The organism is Rhizobacter sp. P2_D12 (genome assembly GCF_056404395.1).
The window spans coordinates 1-17,284 of record NZ_JBFUEB010000080.1 but is presented as its reverse complement, the minus strand read 5'-3'; the positions used below and the strand labels follow the sequence as shown (position 1 = coordinate 17,284).

The 17,284-nt window shown below is 69.4% G+C and carries 18 protein-coding genes and 2 pseudogenes; 6 read left to right on the top strand and 14 right to left on the bottom strand.

Annotation, left to right across the window (positions count from 1 at the left end; genetic code table 11):
* Positions 1-8: 8 nt before the first annotated feature.
* The 7 genes and pseudogenes from AC1DYN_RS23325 to scpA form a co-directional block, all read right to left on the bottom strand.
* On the bottom strand, positions 9-299 hold the full coding sequence (locus AC1DYN_RS23325) for a hypothetical protein (protein WP_477963499.1): 291 nt from the start codon (positions 297-299) through the stop codon (positions 9-11).
* Between the two features lie 126 nt (positions 300-425).
* A complete protein-coding gene (locus tag AC1DYN_RS23320) occupies positions 426-890 on the bottom strand; it encodes a VOC family protein (protein ID WP_477963498.1) in 465 nt (154 codons plus the stop codon).
* A 32-nt stretch (positions 891-922) separates the two neighbouring features.
* Positions 923-2,923, bottom strand: coding sequence for an acetyl-CoA carboxylase biotin carboxylase subunit (gene accC / locus AC1DYN_RS23315; protein ID WP_477963497.1), 2,001 nt, complete (start codon positions 2,921-2,923; stop codon positions 923-925).
* A gap of 11 nt (positions 2,924-2,934) precedes the next feature.
* Positions 2,935-4,467: an acyl-CoA carboxylase subunit beta gene (locus AC1DYN_RS23310; protein ID WP_477963496.1), complete on the bottom strand. Its 1,533-nt coding sequence runs from the start codon at positions 4,465-4,467 to the stop codon at positions 2,935-2,937.
* A 1-nt stretch (position 4,468) separates the two neighbouring features.
* Positions 4,469-5,461 (bottom strand): methylmalonyl Co-A mutase-associated GTPase MeaB, encoded by a 993-nt coding sequence (gene meaB, locus AC1DYN_RS23305; protein ID WP_477963511.1) that lies wholly within the window; start codon positions 5,459-5,461, stop codon positions 4,469-4,471.
* 276 nt (positions 5,462-5,737) lie between these two features.
* A pseudogene (locus AC1DYN_RS23300) lies at positions 5,738-5,929 on the bottom strand (GIY-YIG nuclease family protein); the annotation flags it as partial.
* Positions 5,930-5,962: 33 nt separating this feature from the next.
* Positions 5,963-8,119, bottom strand: coding sequence for a methylmalonyl-CoA mutase (gene scpA / locus AC1DYN_RS23295; RefSeq protein WP_477963495.1), 2,157 nt, complete (start codon positions 8,117-8,119; stop codon positions 5,963-5,965).
* Between the two features lie 57 nt (positions 8,120-8,176).
* On the opposite strand from scpA, the gene AC1DYN_RS23290 reads away from it, so the two are divergent.
* From AC1DYN_RS23290 to AC1DYN_RS23265, 6 genes are all read left to right on the top strand, one after another.
* On the top strand, positions 8,177-8,836 hold the full coding sequence (locus tag AC1DYN_RS23290; RefSeq protein ID WP_477963494.1) for a GntR family transcriptional regulator: 660 nt from the start codon (positions 8,177-8,179) through the stop codon (positions 8,834-8,836).
* Between the two features lie 38 nt (positions 8,837-8,874).
* The gene (locus AC1DYN_RS23285) at positions 8,875-9,402 is read left to right on the top strand and encodes a dihydrofolate reductase (protein ID WP_477963493.1); all 528 of its coding nucleotides are present in this window, start codon (positions 8,875-8,877) and stop codon (positions 9,400-9,402) included.
* Between the two features lies 1 nt (position 9,403).
* The gene (locus AC1DYN_RS23280) at positions 9,404-9,979 is read left to right on the top strand and encodes a DUF4337 domain-containing protein (RefSeq protein WP_477963492.1); all 576 of its coding nucleotides are present in this window, start codon (positions 9,404-9,406) and stop codon (positions 9,977-9,979) included.
* Between the two features lie 309 nt (positions 9,980-10,288).
* On the top strand, positions 10,289-10,714 hold the full coding sequence (locus AC1DYN_RS23275) for an OsmC family protein (protein WP_477963510.1): 426 nt from the start codon (positions 10,289-10,291) through the stop codon (positions 10,712-10,714).
* Between the two features lie 140 nt (positions 10,715-10,854).
* Positions 10,855-11,127 (top strand): hypothetical protein, encoded by a 273-nt coding sequence (locus tag AC1DYN_RS23270; protein WP_477963491.1) that lies wholly within the window; start codon positions 10,855-10,857, stop codon positions 11,125-11,127.
* A gap of 74 nt (positions 11,128-11,201) precedes the next feature.
* On the top strand, positions 11,202-11,456 hold the full coding sequence (locus tag AC1DYN_RS23265) for a hypothetical protein (RefSeq protein ID WP_477963490.1): 255 nt from the start codon (positions 11,202-11,204) through the stop codon (positions 11,454-11,456).
* A 3-nt stretch (positions 11,457-11,459) separates the two neighbouring features.
* Here the strand turns inward: AC1DYN_RS23265 and AC1DYN_RS23260 are convergent, their stop codons facing one another.
* The 7 genes and pseudogenes from AC1DYN_RS23260 to AC1DYN_RS23230 form a co-directional block, all read right to left on the bottom strand.
* The gene (locus AC1DYN_RS23260; RefSeq protein ID WP_477963489.1) at positions 11,460-11,777 is read right to left on the bottom strand and encodes a hypothetical protein; all 318 of its coding nucleotides are present in this window, start codon (positions 11,775-11,777) and stop codon (positions 11,460-11,462) included.
* A 213-nt stretch (positions 11,778-11,990) separates the two neighbouring features.
* Positions 11,991-12,560 carry a GNAT family N-acetyltransferase gene (locus tag AC1DYN_RS23255; RefSeq protein WP_477963488.1) on the bottom strand — a complete coding sequence of 190 codons (570 nt, stop codon included), beginning with the start codon at positions 12,558-12,560 and terminating at the stop codon, positions 11,991-11,993.
* A complete protein-coding gene (gene cydX / locus AC1DYN_RS23250) occupies positions 12,557-12,664 on the bottom strand; it encodes a cytochrome bd-I oxidase subunit CydX (RefSeq protein ID WP_477963487.1) in 108 nt (35 codons plus the stop codon). Before cydX ends, AC1DYN_RS23255 begins: the two co-directional genes overlap by 4 nt.
* 24 nt (positions 12,665-12,688) lie before the next feature.
* Positions 12,689-13,843 (bottom strand): cytochrome d ubiquinol oxidase subunit II, encoded by a 1,155-nt coding sequence (cydB, locus tag AC1DYN_RS23245; protein WP_477963486.1) that lies wholly within the window; start codon positions 13,841-13,843, stop codon positions 12,689-12,691.
* Positions 13,840-15,435, bottom strand: coding sequence for a cytochrome ubiquinol oxidase subunit I (locus AC1DYN_RS23240; protein WP_477963485.1), 1,596 nt, complete (start codon positions 15,433-15,435; stop codon positions 13,840-13,842). Before AC1DYN_RS23240 ends, cydB begins: the two co-directional genes overlap by 4 nt.
* Positions 15,436-15,455: 20 nt before the next feature.
* Positions 15,456-17,006 (bottom strand): ATP-binding cassette domain-containing protein, encoded by a 1,551-nt coding sequence (locus AC1DYN_RS23235; RefSeq protein WP_477963484.1) that lies wholly within the window; start codon positions 17,004-17,006, stop codon positions 15,456-15,458.
* A pseudogene (locus tag AC1DYN_RS23230) lies at positions 17,003-17,284 on the bottom strand (thiol reductant ABC exporter subunit CydD); the annotation flags it as partial. The pseudogene AC1DYN_RS23230 and the gene AC1DYN_RS23235, both read right to left, overlap by 4 nt.

Sequence of the window (17,284 nt, the reverse complement as noted above, 5' to 3'; positions counted from 1 at the left end):
GGCGCAGCTCAGGCGTCGGCGTCCTGGCCATCGCGCATCAGGCGCGCCAGCATCGCCACGGTGGCGACCCGCTGCTGCTGCATCTGCGCCGTGCCGAGAGCAGCCAGGCGCAGCGCGGTCGACGGCTCGACGCCGGCCAGCAGGTGCTTGGCGACCTTGGTCAGGATGAGGGCCGAGAGCATGCATTGCAGCGACGCGGCCACGGCGTCGTCGTCATGCACCGGCAGATCCCCGAAACGGGTGCTGGTCGACAGCAGCACTTCCGCCGCAGCCAGGAGTTCATCGGTGTTCATCGTCATCGCGAGGGCACGGGCACGGCCAAACCGGCGATTTGACCGGCCGGCGCGCCGGCCGTCATGACGAAGGCTTGAGCAAGTCTTGACGGAACGATCCCGGGTCAAGGTTTGACAAACGAAACCCGGCGCTCAGCCCAGCGCCGCGACGATCTCCGGCGGTGCCTGCACCAGCTCGATCAGCACGCCCTCGCCCGCCACCGGGAACTCGTCGTTGCTCTTCGGGTGCACGAAGCAGATGTCGTGGCCGGCCGCGCCCTTGCGGATGCCGCCGGGTGCGAAGCGCACGCCGTTGGCCGTGAGCCACTCCACCGCGCGCGGCAGGTCGTCGATCCACAGTCCGACGTGGTTCAGCGGCGTGGTGTGGACCGCGGGCTTCCTGTCGGGGTCGAGCGGCTGCATCAGGTCGACCTCGACCTTGAACGCGCCGCGGCCCATCGCGCAGATGTCCTCGTCGACGTTCTCGCGCTCGCTGACGAAGTTGCCGGTGACCTCGAGGCCGAGCTTGTCGACCCAGAGGGTGCGCAGGCGGTCCTTGCTCGGGCCACCGATGGCGACCTGCTGGATGCCGAGGACTTTGAAGGGGCGTGCGGTCATGTCAGGTCCTTGAATCCCGGATTGGCATCGTTTCATTCGAACCGGATGATCACCTGGTCGACGGCCAGGCTCTCGCCCTTGGCCGCCGACACCTCGGCCACGACGCCGTCCTGCGTGGCCACCAGGATGTTCTCCATCTTCATCGCCTCGATGGTCGCGAGCCGCTCGCCGGCGCGCACCTGCTGGCCGGGCACGACCGCGACGTCGACCAGCAGCCCCGGCATCGGCGACAGCAGGAACTTCGACAGGTCGGGGGGCGCCTTGAACGGCATCAGCGCGTGCAGCTCGGCCACGCGCGGCGCCAGCACCCGGGCCTCGATCGACGCGCCATCGTGCGACACGCGGTACGGCAGGCCCAGCCGCTCGATCTGCGCGACGAAGGGCTTGCCGTTGCAATGGCCGTGGATCACCAGGTCGCGCAGGTTGGAATCGAACTCGACCAGGTAGTGCGCCTCGCCGACCCGCACCTCGTAGCCCCCGCCCTGCGGTCGCACCGTCAGCGCGGTGCGCTCGCTGCGCCCTTCGCCGAGCGGCACGACGACGACGAAATCCTCGTCGACCTGGAACTCGTGCCCCGGCATCTGCCCGCTGATGCGCGCCGCGCGCTCCAGGTGCTGCCGGTTCGCGATCGCGGCCAGCGCGCGCAGGAACATCGGGTCGTCGTGCTGCACCAGGTCGGCCGAGAAGCCCTTCGGGAAATGCTCGGCGATGAAGCCGGTGTTGAAGTCGCCGGCGACGAACTTCGGGTGCGCCAGCAGCGCCGCCTGGAACGGAATGTTCGAGTTGATGCCGCGGATCGCGAAGCCGTTCAGCGCCTCGCGCATCTTCGCGATCGCGTCCGCGCGATCGGTGCCGTGCACGATCAGCTTGGCGATCATCGAGTCGTAGAACATCGGGATCTCGCCGCCCTCGTAGACACCGGTGTCCACGCGCACGCCGCCCTGCTGCGCCGGTGTCAGGTAGCGCACCAGCCGACCGGTGGACGGCAGGAAGTTGCGGAACGGGTCCTCGGCGTTGATGCGGCACTCCATCGCCCAGCCGTCGCGCCGGATCTGCGATTGCGTGAACGGCAGCTTCTCGCCGGCCGCCACGCGGATCATCAGCTCCACCAGGTCGAGCCCGGTGATGCCTTCGGTCACCGGATGCTCCACCTGCAGCCGGGTGTTCATCTCGAGAAAGTAGAAGCCCTTGTCCTTGCCGACCACGAACTCCACCGTGCCGGCCGACTGGTAGTTGACCGCCTTCGCGAGCGCCACCGCCTGCTCGCCCATCGCCTTTCGGGTCTTCTCGTCGAGGAAGGGGCTGGGCGCCTCCTCGATCACCTTCTGGTGGCGGCGCTGGATCGAGCACTCGCGCTCCCACAGGTAGACGGTGTTGCCGTGCGCATCGCCCAGCACCTGGATCTCGATGTGGCGCGGCTCCTCGACGAACTTCTCGATGAAGACGCGGTCGTCGCCGAAGCTGTTGCGGGCTTCGTTCTGGCACGCGGTGAAGCCCTCGAGCGCCTCCTTGTCGTTGAAGGCGACGCGCAGGCCCTTGCCGCCGCCGCCGGCGCTCGCCTTGATCATCACCGGGTAGCCGATGCCGCGGGCGATCTCGACCGCGTGCTGCGCGGTGTCGATGGCGGCGTTGTGGCCCGGGATCGTGTTGACCTTGGCGGCCGCGGCCAGCTTCTTCGACGCGATCTTGTCGCCCATCGCGGCGATGGACGCATGCTTGGGGCCGATGAAGACGATGCCTTGTTCCTCGACACGGCGCGCGAACTCCTCGTTCTCGCTGAGGAAGCCGTAGCCGGGGTGCACGGCCTGCGCACCGGTCTCCTTGCAGGCGGCGATGATCTTGTCCATCACCAGGTAGGACTCGCGCGACGGCGCCGGGCCGATGTGCACGGCTTCGTCGGCCAGCTCGACGTGGCGCGCATCGCGGTCGGCATCGGAGTAGACGGCGACCGTCTGGATGCCCATCTTCTTCGCGGTATGGATCACGCGGCAGGCGATCTCGCCGCGGTTGGCGATCAGGATCTTGGTGAACATCTTGGCGCTCCTCACAGCGGGATGTTCCCGTGCTTGCGCCACGGGTTCTCGATCTTCTTGTTGCGCAGCATCACCAGCGAGCGGCAGATGCGCTTGCGCGTCTCGTGCGGCTGGATCACGTCGTCGATGAAGCCGCGGGCCCCGGCGACGAACGGGTTGGCGAACTTGGCCTTGTACTCGGCCTCGCGCGCCGCGAGCCGCGCCGGATCGCCCTTTTCGTCGCGGAAGATGATCTCGACCGCGCCCTTCGCACCCATCACCGCGATCTCGGCGTTCGGCCACGCGAAGTTGACGTCGCCGCGCAGGTGCTTGGAGCTCATCACGTCGTAGGCGCCGCCATAGGCCTTGCGCGTGATCACGGTGATCTTCGGCACCGTGCACTCGGCGTAGGCGTAGAGCAGCTTGGCGCCGTGCTTGATGATGCCGCCGTACTCCTGGCTCGTGCCCGGCATGAAGCCCGGCACGTCGACGAAGGTGACGACCGGGATGTTGAACGCATCGCAGAAGCGCACGAAGCGCGCCGCCTTGATGCTGCTCTTGATGTCCAGGCAGCCGGCCAGCACCAGCGGCTGGTTGGCGACCACGCCCACCGTCTGGCCCTCCATGCGGCAGAAGCCGATGATGATGTTCTTCGCGTACTCGGGCTGCAGCTCGAAGAAGTCGCCGTCGTCGGCGGTCTTCACGATCAGCTCCTTCATGTCGTAGGGCTTGTTCGGGTTGTCGGGCACCAGCGTGTCCAGCGACAGGTCGATGCGCTCGGCCGGGTCGTTGCTCGGCCGCACCGGCGCTTTCTCGCGGTTGTTCAGCGGCAGGTAGTTGTAGAGCCGGCGCAGCATCGCGAGCGCATCGACGTCGTTCTCGAACGCCAGGTCGGCCACGCCGCTGCGGCTGGTGTGGGTGGCGGCGCCGCCCAGTTCCTCGGCCGTCACCTCTTCATGCGTCACCGTCTTCACGACCTCGGGGCCGGTGACGAACATGTACGAGCTGTCCTTCACCATGAAGATGAAGTCGGTCATGGCCGGCGAGTAGACGGCGCCGCCGGCGCACGGCCCCATGATCATGCTGATCTGCGGCACCACGCCCGAGGCCATCACGTTGCGCTGGAACACCTCGGCATAGCCGCCGAGCGAGGCCACGCCCTCCTGGATGCGCGCGCCGCCCGAGTCGTTCAGGCCGATCACCGGCGCGCCCACCTTCATCGCCTGGTCCATCACCTTGCAGATCTTCTCGGCGTGGGCCTCGGAGAGCGCGCCGCCGAAGACGGTGAAGTCCTGGCTGAAGACGAACACCAGGCGGCCGTTGATCATGCCGTAGCCGGTGACGACGCCGTCGCCGGGGACCTTGTTGTCGGCCATGCCGAAGTCGTGGCAGCGGTGCTCGACGAACATGTCCCATTCCTCGAAGGTGCCTTCGTCGAGCAGCAGCTCGAGGCGCTCGCGCGCGGTCAGCTTGCCCTTGCCGTGCTGCGCCGCGATGCGCTTGTCGCCGCCGCCCAGCCGGGCCAGCGCCCGCTTGGCTTCGAGTTGTTCGAGGATGTCGTGCATGTCAGGTGTCTCCGGAGGGGTTTTCGGATGCTTCGGATGTGAAGAGGCGCAGCAATGCGTGCGCGGCCGACGACGGTGCGACGCGGGCCGCGTTGACGTCGTCGACGAGGCCCGGCAGTGCATGGTGCACGCGCGGGTGGCGCTTGAAGTCGGCATGCAGCCGGGCGTGGATCAGGTCCCACATCCAGGCCTGCGCCTGGTGCCGGCGGCGCTTGTCGAACTCGCCGCTGGCGCGGCGCTCGTCGGCGAACTGCCGCACGCGCTGCCAGAAGTCGGCGATGCCCTGGGCCTTCAGCGCGCTCACCTGCATCACGCGCGCAGGCGGTGCCTGGCCGGGCCGGCCGTGGAAGCTGAAGACGCGCAACGCGCTGGTGATCTGGGCCTCGGCGCGCGTCGCAGCGACGGAATCGAGGTCGGATTTGTTGATGACGACCAGGTCGGCCAGCTCCATCACGCCCTTCTTGATCGCCTGCAGGTCGTCGCCGGCGTTGGGCAGCTGCAGCAGCACGAACAGGTCGGTCATGCTGGCGACCGCCGTCTCGCTCTGCCCGACGCCGACGGTCTCGACGATCACGACGTCGTGGCCGGCAGCCTCGCAGACGAGCATGGCTTCGCGGGTCTTCTCGGCGACGCCGCCGAGGGTGCCGGACGAGGGGCTGGGGCGGATGTAGGCGGCGTCGTTGACGGACAGCTGCTCCATGCGCGTCTTGTCGCCGAGGATGGAGCCGCCGGAGACGGTGGACGACGGATCGACGGTGAGCACGGCGACGCGGTGGCCCTGCGCGATCAGGAACAGGCCGAAGGCCTCGATGAAGGTCGACTTGCCGACGCCGGGAACGCCGGAGATGCCCAGGCGCAGCGCGCGCCCGGTGTGGGGCAGCAGCGCGTTGAGGAGCGCATCGGCGCGCAGGCGGTGGTCGGGGCGGGTGGATTCGAGCAGGGTGATGGACTTGGCAATGGCGCGTCGCTGGTGGGCGAGGACGCCTTGGAGCAGGGAGGCATCGGCATGCGCGGGCCCTTCGACAGGCTCAGGGCGAACGGCATCCCCTCCCGCTCGCCCTGAGCTTGTCGAAGAGCCGGGCTGAGCTTGTCGAAGCCCCGTGCCGCTCGGTGCAGACCCTTCGACAGGCTCAGGGCGAACGGCATTCCCCCCTGCTCGCCCCGAGCTTGTCGAAKGGCCGGGCTGAGCTTGTCGAAGCCCCTGCCCGGACCGCGCCAACGCCGACACGCGCGCCCAATCCCCGTCGATCAGCGCCTGCTTCTTCGCCCGGCTCCACCCCTTCACGCGCAACTCGCCGGCCAACGCTTCATCCCGCGTGGCCACCTCCTGCATCCACGCGAGTTCCACCGGCCGCCGCTCATGCGTGTACCCGGGAATCTCGCCCGCCTGGTGCTGCGCGACACGGCGCTCCAGCTCATCGGTATGCCCGACATAGAAGCTGCCATCCGCGCAGCGCAGCATGTAGACGAAGAACGGCTTCACAAGGACTCGCGCTCAGCCCGCCACTGCCTTGCGGATCTGCTCCAGCACATCCTTCGCGCTGGCCGGGATCGGCGTACCCGGCCCGTAGATCCCCTTCACGCCAGCCGCGTACAGGAAGTCGTAGTCCTGCCGCGGGACCACGCCGCCGACGAACACGATGATGTCGTCCGCGCCCTGCGCCTTCAGCGATTCGATGATCGCCGGCACCAGCGTCTTGTGCCCCGCCGCCAGCGTGCTGACGCCCACCGCGTGCACGTCGTTCTCGATCGCCTGGCGCGCGCATTCCTCGGCGGTCTGGAACAGCGGCCCCATGTCGACGTCGAAGCCCAGGTCGGCGAACGCCGTCGCCACCACCTTGGCGCCGCGGTCGTGCCCGTCCTGCCCCAGCTTGGCGATCATCACGCGCGGGCGGCGTCCCTGTTCTTGCGCGAACTCGGCGATCTCCTGCTGGAGCTTGGCCCATCCCTCGGCACTGTCATAGGCTGCTGCATACACACCGGTCACCTTTTGCGTATCGGCGCGGTGGCGCCCCCAGACCTTCTCGAGCGCGTCGCTGACCTCGCCCACCGTCGCGCGCGCGCGGATCGCGTCGATCGCGAGCGCGAGCAGGTTGCCCTCGCCGCCGGCCGCACACGCACCCAGCGCCGCCAGCGTGCGCTGCACCGCCGCCGCATCGCGCGCCGCGCGCACCTGGGCCAGCCGCTTCAGCTGGTTCTCGCGCACCGCGTGGTTGTCGATGTCGAGGATCTCGATCGGATCCTCCTGCTTCAGCTTGTACTTGTTGACGCCGACGATCACGTCGCGGCCCGAATCGATGCGCGCCTGCTTCTCGGCCGCGCTGGCCTCGATCTTCAGCTTGGCCCAGCCGCTGTCCACCGCCTTCACCATGCCGCCCATCGCGTCGACCTCCTCGATCAACGCCCAGGCCGCGTCCGCCATGTCCTGCGTCAGCTTCTCCATCATGTAGCTGCCGGCCCACGGGTCGACCACGCTCGTGATGTGCGTCTCTTCCTGGATGATCAGCTGCGTGTTGCGCGCGATGCGTGCGCTGAAGTCGGTGGGCAGCGCGATGGCCTCGTCGAGCGCATTGGTGTGCAGGCTCTGCGTGCCGCCGAACACCGCCGCCATCGCCTCGATCGTCGTGCGCACGACGTTGTTGTACGGGTCCTGCTCGGTCAGGCTCCAGCCCGAGGTCTGGCAGTGCGTGCGCAGCATCAGGCTCTTCGGGTTCTTCGCGCCGAAGCCGGTCATGATGCGCCACCACAGCAACCGCGCCGCGCGCATCTTGGCCACCTCGAGGTAGAAGTTCATCCCGACAGCCCAGAAGAAGCTCAGCCGCCCGGCGAACTCGTCGACGTCCAGCCCCTTGGCCAGTGCCGTCTTCACGTACTCCTTGCCGTCGGCCAGCGTGAAGGCCAGCTCCAGCGCCTGGTTCGCGCCGGCCTCCTGCATGTGGTAGCCGCTGATGCTGATCGAGTTGAACTTCGGCATCTTCTTCGCGGTGTACGCGATGATGTCGCCGATCACCCGCATGCTCGGCTCGGGCGGGAAGATGTAGGTGTTGCGGACCATGAACTCCTTGAGGATGTCGTTCTGGATGGTCCCGCTCAGCTGCTCCTGCGGCACGCCCTGCTCCTCGGCCGCCACCACGTAGCCGGCCAGCACCGGGAGCACCGCGCCGTTCATCGTCATCGACACCGACACCTTGTCGAGCGGGATGCCGTCGAACAGGATCTTCATGTCCTCGACGCTGTCGATCGCGACGCCCGCCTTGCCGACGTCGCCGGTCACGCGCGGATGGTCGCTGTCGTAGCCGCGGTGCGTGGCCAGGTCGAACGCGACGCTGACGCCCTGCGCGCCGGCTTCGAGCGCCTTGCGGTAGAACGCGTTCGAGGCCTCGGCGGTGGAGAAGCCGGCGTACTGGCGGATCGTCCACGGCCGCACCGCGTACATCGTCGCCTGCGGCCCGCGCACGAAGGGCGCGAAGCCGGGCAGCGTGTCGGTGTACGGCAGCCCGCGCGTGTCGGCCGCGGTGTACAGCGGCTTGACCCGGATGCCCTCCGGCGTCACCCAGTCGAGCGCATCGACCCGGCCGCCCGGCGCCGACCTGGCCGCGGCCTTCTGCCACGCGGGCAAGGCATCGGAATTCAACAGCGTGTCGTCAGGCATGGGCCGTCTCCGCTGGACGACCCGGCGAGCGTCGTCCATAATTCAAAATTGAATTATATGTCCAGAGCTTCTTCTTCCAGCGCGGCGTTGCCGGCCACCCAGGCGCTCTACGAGCAGGTGGCCGAGCGGCTGCGTGCGCGCATCATGGCGCACACGCTGGCGCCCGGCAGCTGGATCGACGAGCAAGCCCTGACGGCCGAGTACGGCATCAGCCGCACGCCGCTGCGCGAGGCGCTGAAGGTGCTGGCGGCCGAGGGCCTGGTGACGATGAAGCTGCGCCGCGGCGCCTACGTCACCGAGGTCTCCGAGCGCGACCTGGCCGAGGTGTTCCACCTGCTGTCGCTGCTCGAGAGCGATGCCGCGGCAGAGGCCGCGCGCAGCGCCACCGATGCGCAGCTGGGCGAGTTGCAGGCGCTGCACCAGGCGCTGGAAGACAGCGTGGCCGACCGCGATGCCTTCTTCCGGGCCAACGAGCAGTTCCACCTGCGGCTGCTCGAGATTGCCGGCAACCGCTGGCGCCACCAGCTGGTGACCGACCTGCGCAAGGTGATGAAGCTGAACCGGCACCACTCGCTGTTCAAGCAGGGGAGGCTGGACGCCTCGCTGAAGGAGCATCGCCGGATCATGGCCGCGCTGAAGGCGCGCGATGACGCCAAGGTGCAGCAGCTGATGCAGCAGCACCTGACGAATGGACGGGATGCGGCGATGCCGGGCTGACACAAAGCGCCCGCCCGCCGCGGCGACAATCGCTGCCCATGACGCCCACGCCCCCTTCACGACCGCTCCTCTGCGTGATCGCCGCCGTCGCCCGCCAGGGTGCGATCGGCCGCGGCAACGCGCTGCTGTGCCACATCTCCGAAGACCTGAAGTTCTTCAAGCGCACCACGCTCGGCGCGCCGGTGCTGATGGGCCGCAAGACCTGGGATTCGATCGGCCGCCCGCTGCCCGGGCGCCGCAACATCGTGATCACCCGCAACCCGCACTGGCAGGCCGCGGGCGCCGAGCGTGCCGGCTCGCTGGCGGAGGCCCTCGCGCTGGTGCGCGACGTGCCCAAGGCCTTCGTGATCGGCGGCAGCGAGATCTACCGCGAGGCGCTGCCGCTGGCCGACGAGCTGATCCTGACCGAGATCGACGCCGACTTCGACGCCGATGTCTTCTTCCCCGCCTGGGACCGTGCGCAGTTCAGCGCCGAGCCCGGCGATTTCCAGACCAGCGAGGGCGGCCTGCGCTACCGCTGGGTCACCTACCGCCGCACCACGTCGCCACAACAACGAGGAGGATGACATGTCCGAACACGGTTTCCACGTCCATGGCCCGCACGACCACGAATTGGAGCACGCGGCCCAGCACAACCCCGACGGCCATGCCGGCCAGCTGGCGGTGATCACCGCGATCCTCGCGACGGTCGGCGCGATCTTCTCGTACATGGGCGGCGCGACGCAGGCCAACGCGGGGCTCTACAAGAACGACGCCGCGATCAAGAAGACCGAGGCGTCGAACCAGTGGAACTACTACCAGGCCAAGAGCAGCAAGCAGAACCTGGCCGAGCTGGCGGTCGAGCTGGCGCCCGAGGGCCGGCGCGCGTTCTACGCCGAAGAGATCAAGCGCTACAAGACCGAGAAGGCCGAGATCATGACGGCGGCCAAGAAGCTGGAAGATGAGTCGACCGCCTTCGACAAGCAGAGCGAGGAGCAGATGCACCAGCACCACCGCTGGGCGCAGGCGACCACCGCGCTGTCGATCTCGATCGCGATGGCGGCGATCGCGCTGCTGACCAAGCGGCGCTGGACGGAGTACGCGGTGTACGGCATCAGCACGCTGGGCATCGCGCTGGGCGTTGCTGCCTGGCTGCACTACTGATACAGCCCCCGGTCGTCGCTGCGCGCTTGCTCTGCCTTGTGACGCGATCCGGAGTTGGTATCCGGGATCTCCGAACAACGACGCCGGCTCCGCAAAGGTGCGGGCGGGCAGCCAGCGCAGGGGAGTCATCGCCCGCCAGGGCGACGACCGCTCCATCCGGCGCGCACCAGCCTGCCCGCCCGTGCCTTTGCCCGCGCGCAAGCGCAGGAACAGAAACCCCGGATTGGCATCCGGCTACACGCTGGCGGGGACTTGCCCTCACGCGCTACGCTGCGGCCTCCACACACCCCCAAGGAGATCCGCATGGCAATCCAGCGCAAAGGTTCGGCCCAATGGTCCGGCGGCATCAAGGACGGCAAGGGCTCGATCTCGACCGAGAGCGGCGCCCTCAAGGACTATCCCTACGGCTTCTCCAGCCGCTTCGAAGGCACGCCCGGCAGCAACCCCGAGGAACTGCTGGGCGCCGCCCACGCGGCCTGCTTCACGATGGCCCTGTCGCTGATCCTCGGCGAAGCCAAGCTGCGCGCCGAGAAAATGGACACCACCGCCAAGGTCAAGCTCGAACAGGTCGACGGCGGCTACGCGATCACCGCGGTGCAGCTGACGCTCAATGCCAAGGTGCCGGGCGCCGACAACGCGACCTTCCAGGAACTCGCGGCCAAGGCCAAGGCCGGCTGCCCGGTGTCGAAGTTGTTCAAGGCGGACATTTCGCTGGAAGCGACGCTCGTGGCTTGAGCGATCTCCTGCCCGCCGGTCGAGGCAATGTCCTACAGAGCGCTCGGACAGTGCCGACAAGGCGGCTTGAAACCGTTCCCTACAGTGAAGCATCGCCCGGGGCCATGAATCCCGGGCGGCACCCACACAGGAGGTTCGCGATGAAACGAGGGACGGTCATTGCAGGGTTCGAGGTGCACACCGAGCAGGGGCCGCGCAMCATCCCAGCCGGTGCGTGCTGGGTGATCGAAGGTGCGCTGTGGGTCAAGATCGTCTGGCAGGCCGAAGGCGAACGACCCACGGCCACGCTCTCGCTGCGCGACTACCAGGCCTGCGTGCAGCGCGGCTGCATCCACTTCAGTGCAGAACCGAGCGTGGACTGGACGGTGCGGCACAGCCGGTTCCCGATGTCGTCGATGCGTGTGTTGACGTAGCCGGGCGCCATCGGGTGGTTCTTTGAAATTATTGTTTTACAATAATTTCATTCCAGCCTGCCCGGAGGCTTTCCATGACCCCTCGTGCCCTCGCCGCCATGCCGCTGTGCCTGGCCCTGACCGCCTGTGCGTCGTGGGACCGCAGCATGTACGAAGGCATGCGGCAGGGCGCGAACAACGCGGCACGCCAGCCCGAGGGTCGCGCCGTACCGCAGACCACGCCGCTGCCCGACCACGATGCCTACCTGCGCGAACGCGCCAGGCTGCGCGGCGATGCCGGCGAGGCACCGATCGCCAGCGGCGCCGCCGCCTCTGCCGCTACACGCTGAGGGTCACGGCTTTCCAGCGTTGCGCAAATCCGGCATGCATTGCGCCATCGGGATCTCGCGGTCCGTGCACACCGCCGGCCAGGTCTTGCGCCAGCAGCAACGCGGCCGTCGGGTTTCCGGCTCCAGCGAGTTCCGCCAGAAGAGCACGGACACCCTTCCTGTCATTGGCTGAACCGGCTCCGCCCGCGATCTCACTGCCGCTGCCGGCTGCGCGCTCATACCAACGAATCGCGGCATGGTGGTCCTGCGGCGCATCCGTGCCGATCCAATGCACTCGCGCCAGAAGTACTTGCGCTCCGGTGTCTCCACGATCTGCTGCATCGATGATGGGTATCCAGATCCATGTTCATCGCCATAGAGCTTGGGTTGTCGTCGGGCGCCGCGGACCCGAACGGCTCGCTGATCCGCTGGGTCACCGGGCTCGGCGAGACCAGCGGCGGGGAAAGCTGCGCGTGACAGAGCAAGGGAGTGAGCAGGCAGGTCGCGGCAGCAATGACCCGCGCCCGAGTCGTCGTCTTCATCTCGGAAGTCCTTTCAACTCAGCACCGCATACACGCACGAATCCCGCAGCGTCCCATCCGGCGCGATGCGGTCATTCCTGAGCGTCCCTTCCAGCACATACCCGGCGCGCTCGCACACCAGGCAGCTGGCCCGGTTGCCCGGGTCCGGCAGCGCCTCGATGCGGCGCATGCCCAGCGTCGCGAGCCCCAGCTGCGTGATCGCGCGCACCGCCTCGGTCACCAGCCCCTGCCCGCGAAACCCGGTGTGCCCCCAGTAGCCGATCTCGCACTTGGGCACCGCCCAGTCGAAGGCATGCAGCCCGCTGCACCCCACCAGCGTCTCGGTCCCCTTCAGGAACAGCAGCATCGGCAGCATCGAGCGCATCAGGTAGTGGGCCTGCCCTTCGCGGCAGAACTGCTCCGAGGTCTCGATCGACGGCTCGGCCATCGCCCACGGCAGCGAGGCCGGGAACTCGCGCAGCGAATCGAGCGAGGCCAGCACCGCCGCATGCACCAGCGGCCCGTCGCCGGGGCGCGGGCAGCGGATCGTCAGGCGCTCGCTGTCGAAGCGCTCGGGGACGTCCCTCAGCGACGGCACCGTCATTGCGGCGTGCCCGCGTCGTCGTCCACCAGCTCCAGCCACATCGCGTTCAGCACCGCGAAGGCCGCGGCAAGCGACAGCCCGAGGATCCAGGCGAAATACCACATGGCGTTCTCTCCCTTCGTGTTTCGTCAGTAGGCGTGGCCGCCCGGCTTGGCGATCGATTCTGCATCGACCTTTCCGCGCATCACGTGGTAGACCCAGCCGGTGTAGGCCACGATCAGCGGCACGAAGACCAGCGCGGTCACCAGCATGATGAACAGCGTCAGGTGGCTGGACGAAGCATCCCACACCGTCAGGCTCGAGCGCGGGTCGCGCGACGACGGCAGGATCATCGGGAACATCGCCGCCCCCACCGAGCCGATGATGCCGGCGATGGACAGCGCGCCGGCGGCCAGCGCCGCGAGACCGCGGCCGGCACGCAGCGCAGCGAAGGCCGCCGCCGCACCGATGAACCCCAGCAGCGGCACGCCCCACAGCGCCGGGTGCGCGGCGAGGTTGTCGAACCACGCCTGCGGCGCCCGCGCCGCGGTCTTGAACAGCGGGTTCGACGGCCCGCCCGGGTTGACCGTGCTCGTGATGCGGTAGCCGTCGACCGCCCCCCACAGCGCCACGCCGCCCAGCGCATACAGCACGATCACCGCGCCGGCCGCCGCCTGCCCCCAGCTGCGCGCCCGCCGCGCGACCTCGCCGCCGGTCTTCAGCACCAGCCACGACGCACCGTGCATCGCCACCATCGCCAGCGACAGCACGCCGCACAGCAGCGCATACGGGTTCAGCAGCCCGAGGAACGTGCCCTCGTAGCGGATGCGCAGGTCGGCATCGAGCACGAAGGGCACGCCCTGCAGCACGTTGCCGACCGCCACGCCGAAGATCACGGCCGGCACCGCGCCGCCGATGCACAGCGCGATGTCCCAGTTGCGCCGCCACGCCAGGCCGTCGCGCTTGCCGCGGTACTTGATGCCGACCGGCCGCAGGATCAGCGCGAACAGGATCGCGAACATCGCCAGGTAGAAGCCGGAGAACGACACCGCGTACAGCGGCGGCCAGGCCGCGAAGATCGCGCCGCCGCCGAGGATCAGCCACACCTGGTTGCCTTCCCAGACCGGGCCGATGCTGTTGATGACGATGCGGCGCTCGGTGTCGGTCCTGGCCACCAGGTGCAGCAGCGCACCGGTACCGAGGTCGAAGCCGTCGGTGATGGCGAACGCGATCAGCAGCACGCCGAGCAGCAGCCACCAGGCGACGCGCAGCGTCTCGTAGTCGAGCAGGGTGTGCAGGGTCATGACGAGGCTCCTTGGGCTGGCGGGTTCAGCGCGACCGGGTGCTGCAGCGGCACCTCGGGCGACAGGTCCGGCTGCGGCCCCTGGCGGATCGCCTTCAGCATCAGGCCCATCTCGATCACGAGCAGCACGGTGTAGAGGGCCGTGAAGCCGACGAGGGTCAGCAGCACCGTCATCGCGCCCAGGTCGGACACCGCCGCGGCGGTGGGCAGCAGGCCCTCGATGATCCACGGCTGGCGGCCCAGCTCGGCGACGATCCAGCCCAGCTCGGCGGCCACCCACGGCAGCGGGATCGCGAACACCGCCAGCTTCAGAAGCCAGCGATGGCGGTCGAGCCGGCGCCGCGCCGACAGCACGAAGAAGACCGCCATCAGCGCGATGAAGAACATCCCCAGCCCGACCATGATGCGGAACGACCAGAACAGCGGCAGCACCGGCGGCACCGTGTCCCATGCGGCCTGCGCCACCTGCGCCGGCGTGGCCTGCAGCGGATCGTCGACGTAGCGCCGCAGCAGCAGCGCATAGCCGAGCTGCGGCGCGTTCTCGTCGAAGGCCTGCTGCAGCGCGGGCGGCGGCGCGGTGCCGGGCGGCAGAGCGCGCAGCTGCTGCAGCGCCTGGTACGCCCGCTGGCCCTGCGCGATGCGCTTCTCGGCCAGCGCCACCAGTTCGGTGATGCCGGGGATCTCGGTGGTCAGCGAGCGCGTGCCGATCAGCCCCATCACCCACGGCACGTGCACCGCGAAGTGCGTCTCGCGCGCCGCCTGGTCGGGGAAGCCGAAGGCGGTGAAGGCGGCCGGCGCCGGCTCGGTGTGCCACATCGCCTCGATCGCGGCCAGCTTCATCTTCTGGTGCTCGGTCGACAGGTAGCCGCTCTCGTCGCCCAGCACCACCACCGACAGCGCCGACGCGAGCCCGAACGAGGCCGCCACCGTCATCGAGCGCTTCGCGATGCCGGCGTGGCGCTGTTGCAGCAGGTACCAGGCCGACACGCCGAGCACGAACACCGAGGCCGTCACGTAGCCGGCCGACACGGTGTGCACGAACTTGGCCTGCGCGACCGGGTTGAACAGCACGTCGAAGAAGCTCGTCACCTCCATGCGCATGGTCTGCGGGTTGAAGCGCGAGCCGACCGGGTTCTGCATCCAGCCGTTGGCGATCAGGATCCACAGCGCCGAGAAGTTGGAGCCGAGCGCCACCGCCCAGGTCGCGACCAGGTGGCCCACGCGCGACAGCCGGTCCCAGCCGAAGAAGAACAGGCCGACGAAGGTGGCCTCGAGGAAGAAGGCCATCAGCCCCTCGATCGCGAGCGGCGCGCCGAACACGTCGCCGACGTAGTGGCTGTAGTAGCTCCAGTTCATGCCGAACTGGAACTCCATCACCAACCCGGTGGCGACGCCGATCGCGAAGTTGATGCCGAACAGCGTGCCCCAGAACTTCGTCATCTGGCGCCAGATCGGCCGGCCGGTCATCACGTAGACCGTCTCCATGATGGCCAGCAGGATGGACAGCCCGATCGTCAGCGGCACGAACAGGAAGTGGTACAGCGCCGTCATCGCGAACTGCAGGCGGGAGAGCGCAACGATGTCGAGGTCCATGGCGGGCTTTCAGGGGTGGGTCAGTCGGGACGCAGCGCGGCCAGCGCGGTGTCGAAGGCCGGCGTCCCGCGCTGCAGGTCGGCCACGACCTGGCCGTGCGCCAGCACCAGCAGCCGGTCGGCCAGCGCCGCCTCGCGCTGCAGGTGGGTGGCGACCAGCAGCGTGCGCCCGTGCGCGAGCACGGCCAGGCGCGCCAGCACGTCGCGCGCGGTGCCGGCGTCCACCCCTTCGGTGGGTTCGTCGAGCAGCCACAGCGGACGGTCCTGCAACAGCAGACGGGCCAGCGCGAGGCGTCGCCGCTGGCCGCCGGACAGGCCGCTGCCGCCTTCGCCGAGCCGGGTGTCCAGGCGCAACGGCAGCGCGCGCACCACGTCGCCGAGGCCGGCGTCGTCGAGCGCGGCCCACAGCCGCAGGTCGCCGGCCTGCGGGTCGGCCAGGCGCAGGTTCTCGCGCAGCGTGTCGTTGAACAGCTCGCTGCGCTGCAGCAGGTGGCTGGCGTGCGCGCCGGCGCAGCGGTTCAGCAGCATCGACTTGCCGCTGCCGCTGGCGCCGATCAGCGCGACACGTTCGCCGGGGCGCAATGCGAGAGCGGGCACGGCGTCGGGGGCCGCCGCGTCGGGCGCCGCGGCCAACCGGCGCAGCGACCAGCGCATGCGCGCGGCATCGATCGCGCCGCGGCGCAGGCTGTCGAAAGGCTCCATCGCGGCCAGCGCCGCGAACAGCGCCAACGCGCCCAGCGGCAGGCCCAGGCGGCCGGCGTCGACCAGCACCGCGACCGCCAGCAGCATCGCGGCCAGCAGCGCGCTGCCGGCCAGCGACAGGGCCGCACCGGACGCGACGTCGATGCGGTTCAGCCGGTCGTCGGCGCGCGCGAGGCGCTGCTCGGCGGACAGCGCGAGCTGCCGTTGCACAGCCACCTGACCGGCCATCAGCCACTCGGCCTGCGCGCTCGCCAGGTCGATCGTGCGAGAACGCAGCGCCTCGAGCGCGACGGCACGCCGCAGGCTCGGCGAGCGCGCGGCCCGCGGCAGCACCGCGCACAACCCGGCGGCAAGGGCGGCCAGCGCGAGCCCGCTCGCCAGGCCGACCGCAGGGTCCGCCAGCGCGCCGAGCCCCACCCCGACCGCGAGGGCCACGGCCAGTGCACTGGCCAGCGGCACCGCGAGCCGCAGGTAGACGCCGTCGAGTGCATCGACGTCGCTGCCCAGCCGCGACAGCAGCCGTGCCGGCTTCATCTGCAGCCGGCGTTCGGTGCCGCGCCCGGACCAGCGGCGAAACAGCTGCAGCCGCAGGCCCGCCAGCGCCGCCAGCATCGCGTCGTGCGTGACGAGCCGCTCGCCGTAGCGCGCCCCGGTGCGCAGCAGGCTCAGCAGCCGGATCGCCGCCGATGGCGTGAAGACGTTGACCGCCAGCGCGCCCGACACCGACAGCCCCGCGAGCGCCGCCAGCGTGACGAACCAGCCCGACAGCGACAGCAAGGCCAGGCCGCACAGCACGGTCAACGCGGCCAGCGCCGCGCCCGCCGCCAGGCGCCGCCACGGCGCGCCGGCCCACAGCCCGGCCGCCTTCATGCCGCCACCTCGCGCGCCGGCGCAGGCGCCACCGCATCCAGGCACAGCACGCGGTGCATGCGGCGGACCAGGCGCGGGTCGTGCGTCGCGACGATCAGCGTCCGGCCGGCGGCCGCCTCGAGCAGCCGCTCGATCAGCAGGCCGGCGGTGGCATCGTCGAGGTGCGCGGTCGGCTCGTCGGCCAGGACCAGGCGGCAGCGCGGGTCCAGCAGCGCACGCGCCAGGGCCAGCCGGCGCGCCTCGCCGCCGCTCAGGCCCAGCCCGCCCTCGCCCAGGCC

Coding starts and splice junctions, on each gene's coding strand:
- cydB (WP_477963486.1), bottom strand. CDS start 13,843: ATGACCCTGCACACCCTGCTCGACTACGAGACGCTGCGCGTCGCCTGG.
- accC (WP_477963497.1), bottom strand. CDS start 2,923: ATGTTCACCAAGATCCTGATCGCCAACCGCGGCGAGATCGCCTGCCGC.
- AC1DYN_RS23235 (WP_477963484.1), bottom strand. CDS start 17,006: ATGAAGGCGGCCGGGCTGTGGGCCGGCGCGCCGTGGCGGCGCCTGGCG.
- AC1DYN_RS23280 (WP_477963492.1), top strand. CDS start 9,404: ATGTCCGAACACGGTTTCCACGTCCATGGCCCGCACGACCACGAATTG.
- AC1DYN_RS23290 (WP_477963494.1), top strand. CDS start 8,177: ATGTCCAGAGCTTCTTCTTCCAGCGCGGCGTTGCCGGCCACCCAGGCG.
- AC1DYN_RS23320 (WP_477963498.1), bottom strand. CDS start 890: ATGACCGCACGCCCCTTCAAAGTCCTCGGCATCCAGCAGGTCGCCATC.
- AC1DYN_RS23240 (WP_477963485.1), bottom strand. CDS start 15,435: ATGGACCTCGACATCGTTGCGCTCTCCCGCCTGCAGTTCGCGATGACG.
- AC1DYN_RS23310 (WP_477963496.1), bottom strand. CDS start 4,467: ATGCACGACATCCTCGAACAACTCGAAGCCAAGCGGGCGCTGGCCCGG.
- cydX (WP_477963487.1), bottom strand. CDS start 12,664: ATGTGGTATTTCGCCTGGATCCTCGGGCTGTCGCTTGCCGCGGCCTTC.
- AC1DYN_RS23260 (WP_477963489.1), bottom strand. CDS start 11,777: ATGCAGCAGATCGTGGAGACACCGGAGCGCAAGTACTTCTGGCGCGAG.
- AC1DYN_RS23285 (WP_477963493.1), top strand. CDS start 8,875: ATGACGCCCACGCCCCCTTCACGACCGCTCCTCTGCGTGATCGCCGCC.
- AC1DYN_RS23325 (WP_477963499.1), bottom strand. CDS start 299: ATGACGATGAACACCGATGAACTCCTGGCTGCGGCGGAAGTGCTGCTG.
- AC1DYN_RS23265 (WP_477963490.1), top strand. CDS start 11,202: ATGACCCCTCGTGCCCTCGCCGCCATGCCGCTGTGCCTGGCCCTGACC.
- scpA (WP_477963495.1), bottom strand. CDS start 8,119: ATGCCTGACGACACGCTGTTGAATTCCGATGCCTTGCCCGCGTGGCAG.
- AC1DYN_RS23255 (WP_477963488.1), bottom strand. CDS start 12,560: ATGACGGTGCCGTCGCTGAGGGACGTCCCCGAGCGCTTCGACAGCGAG.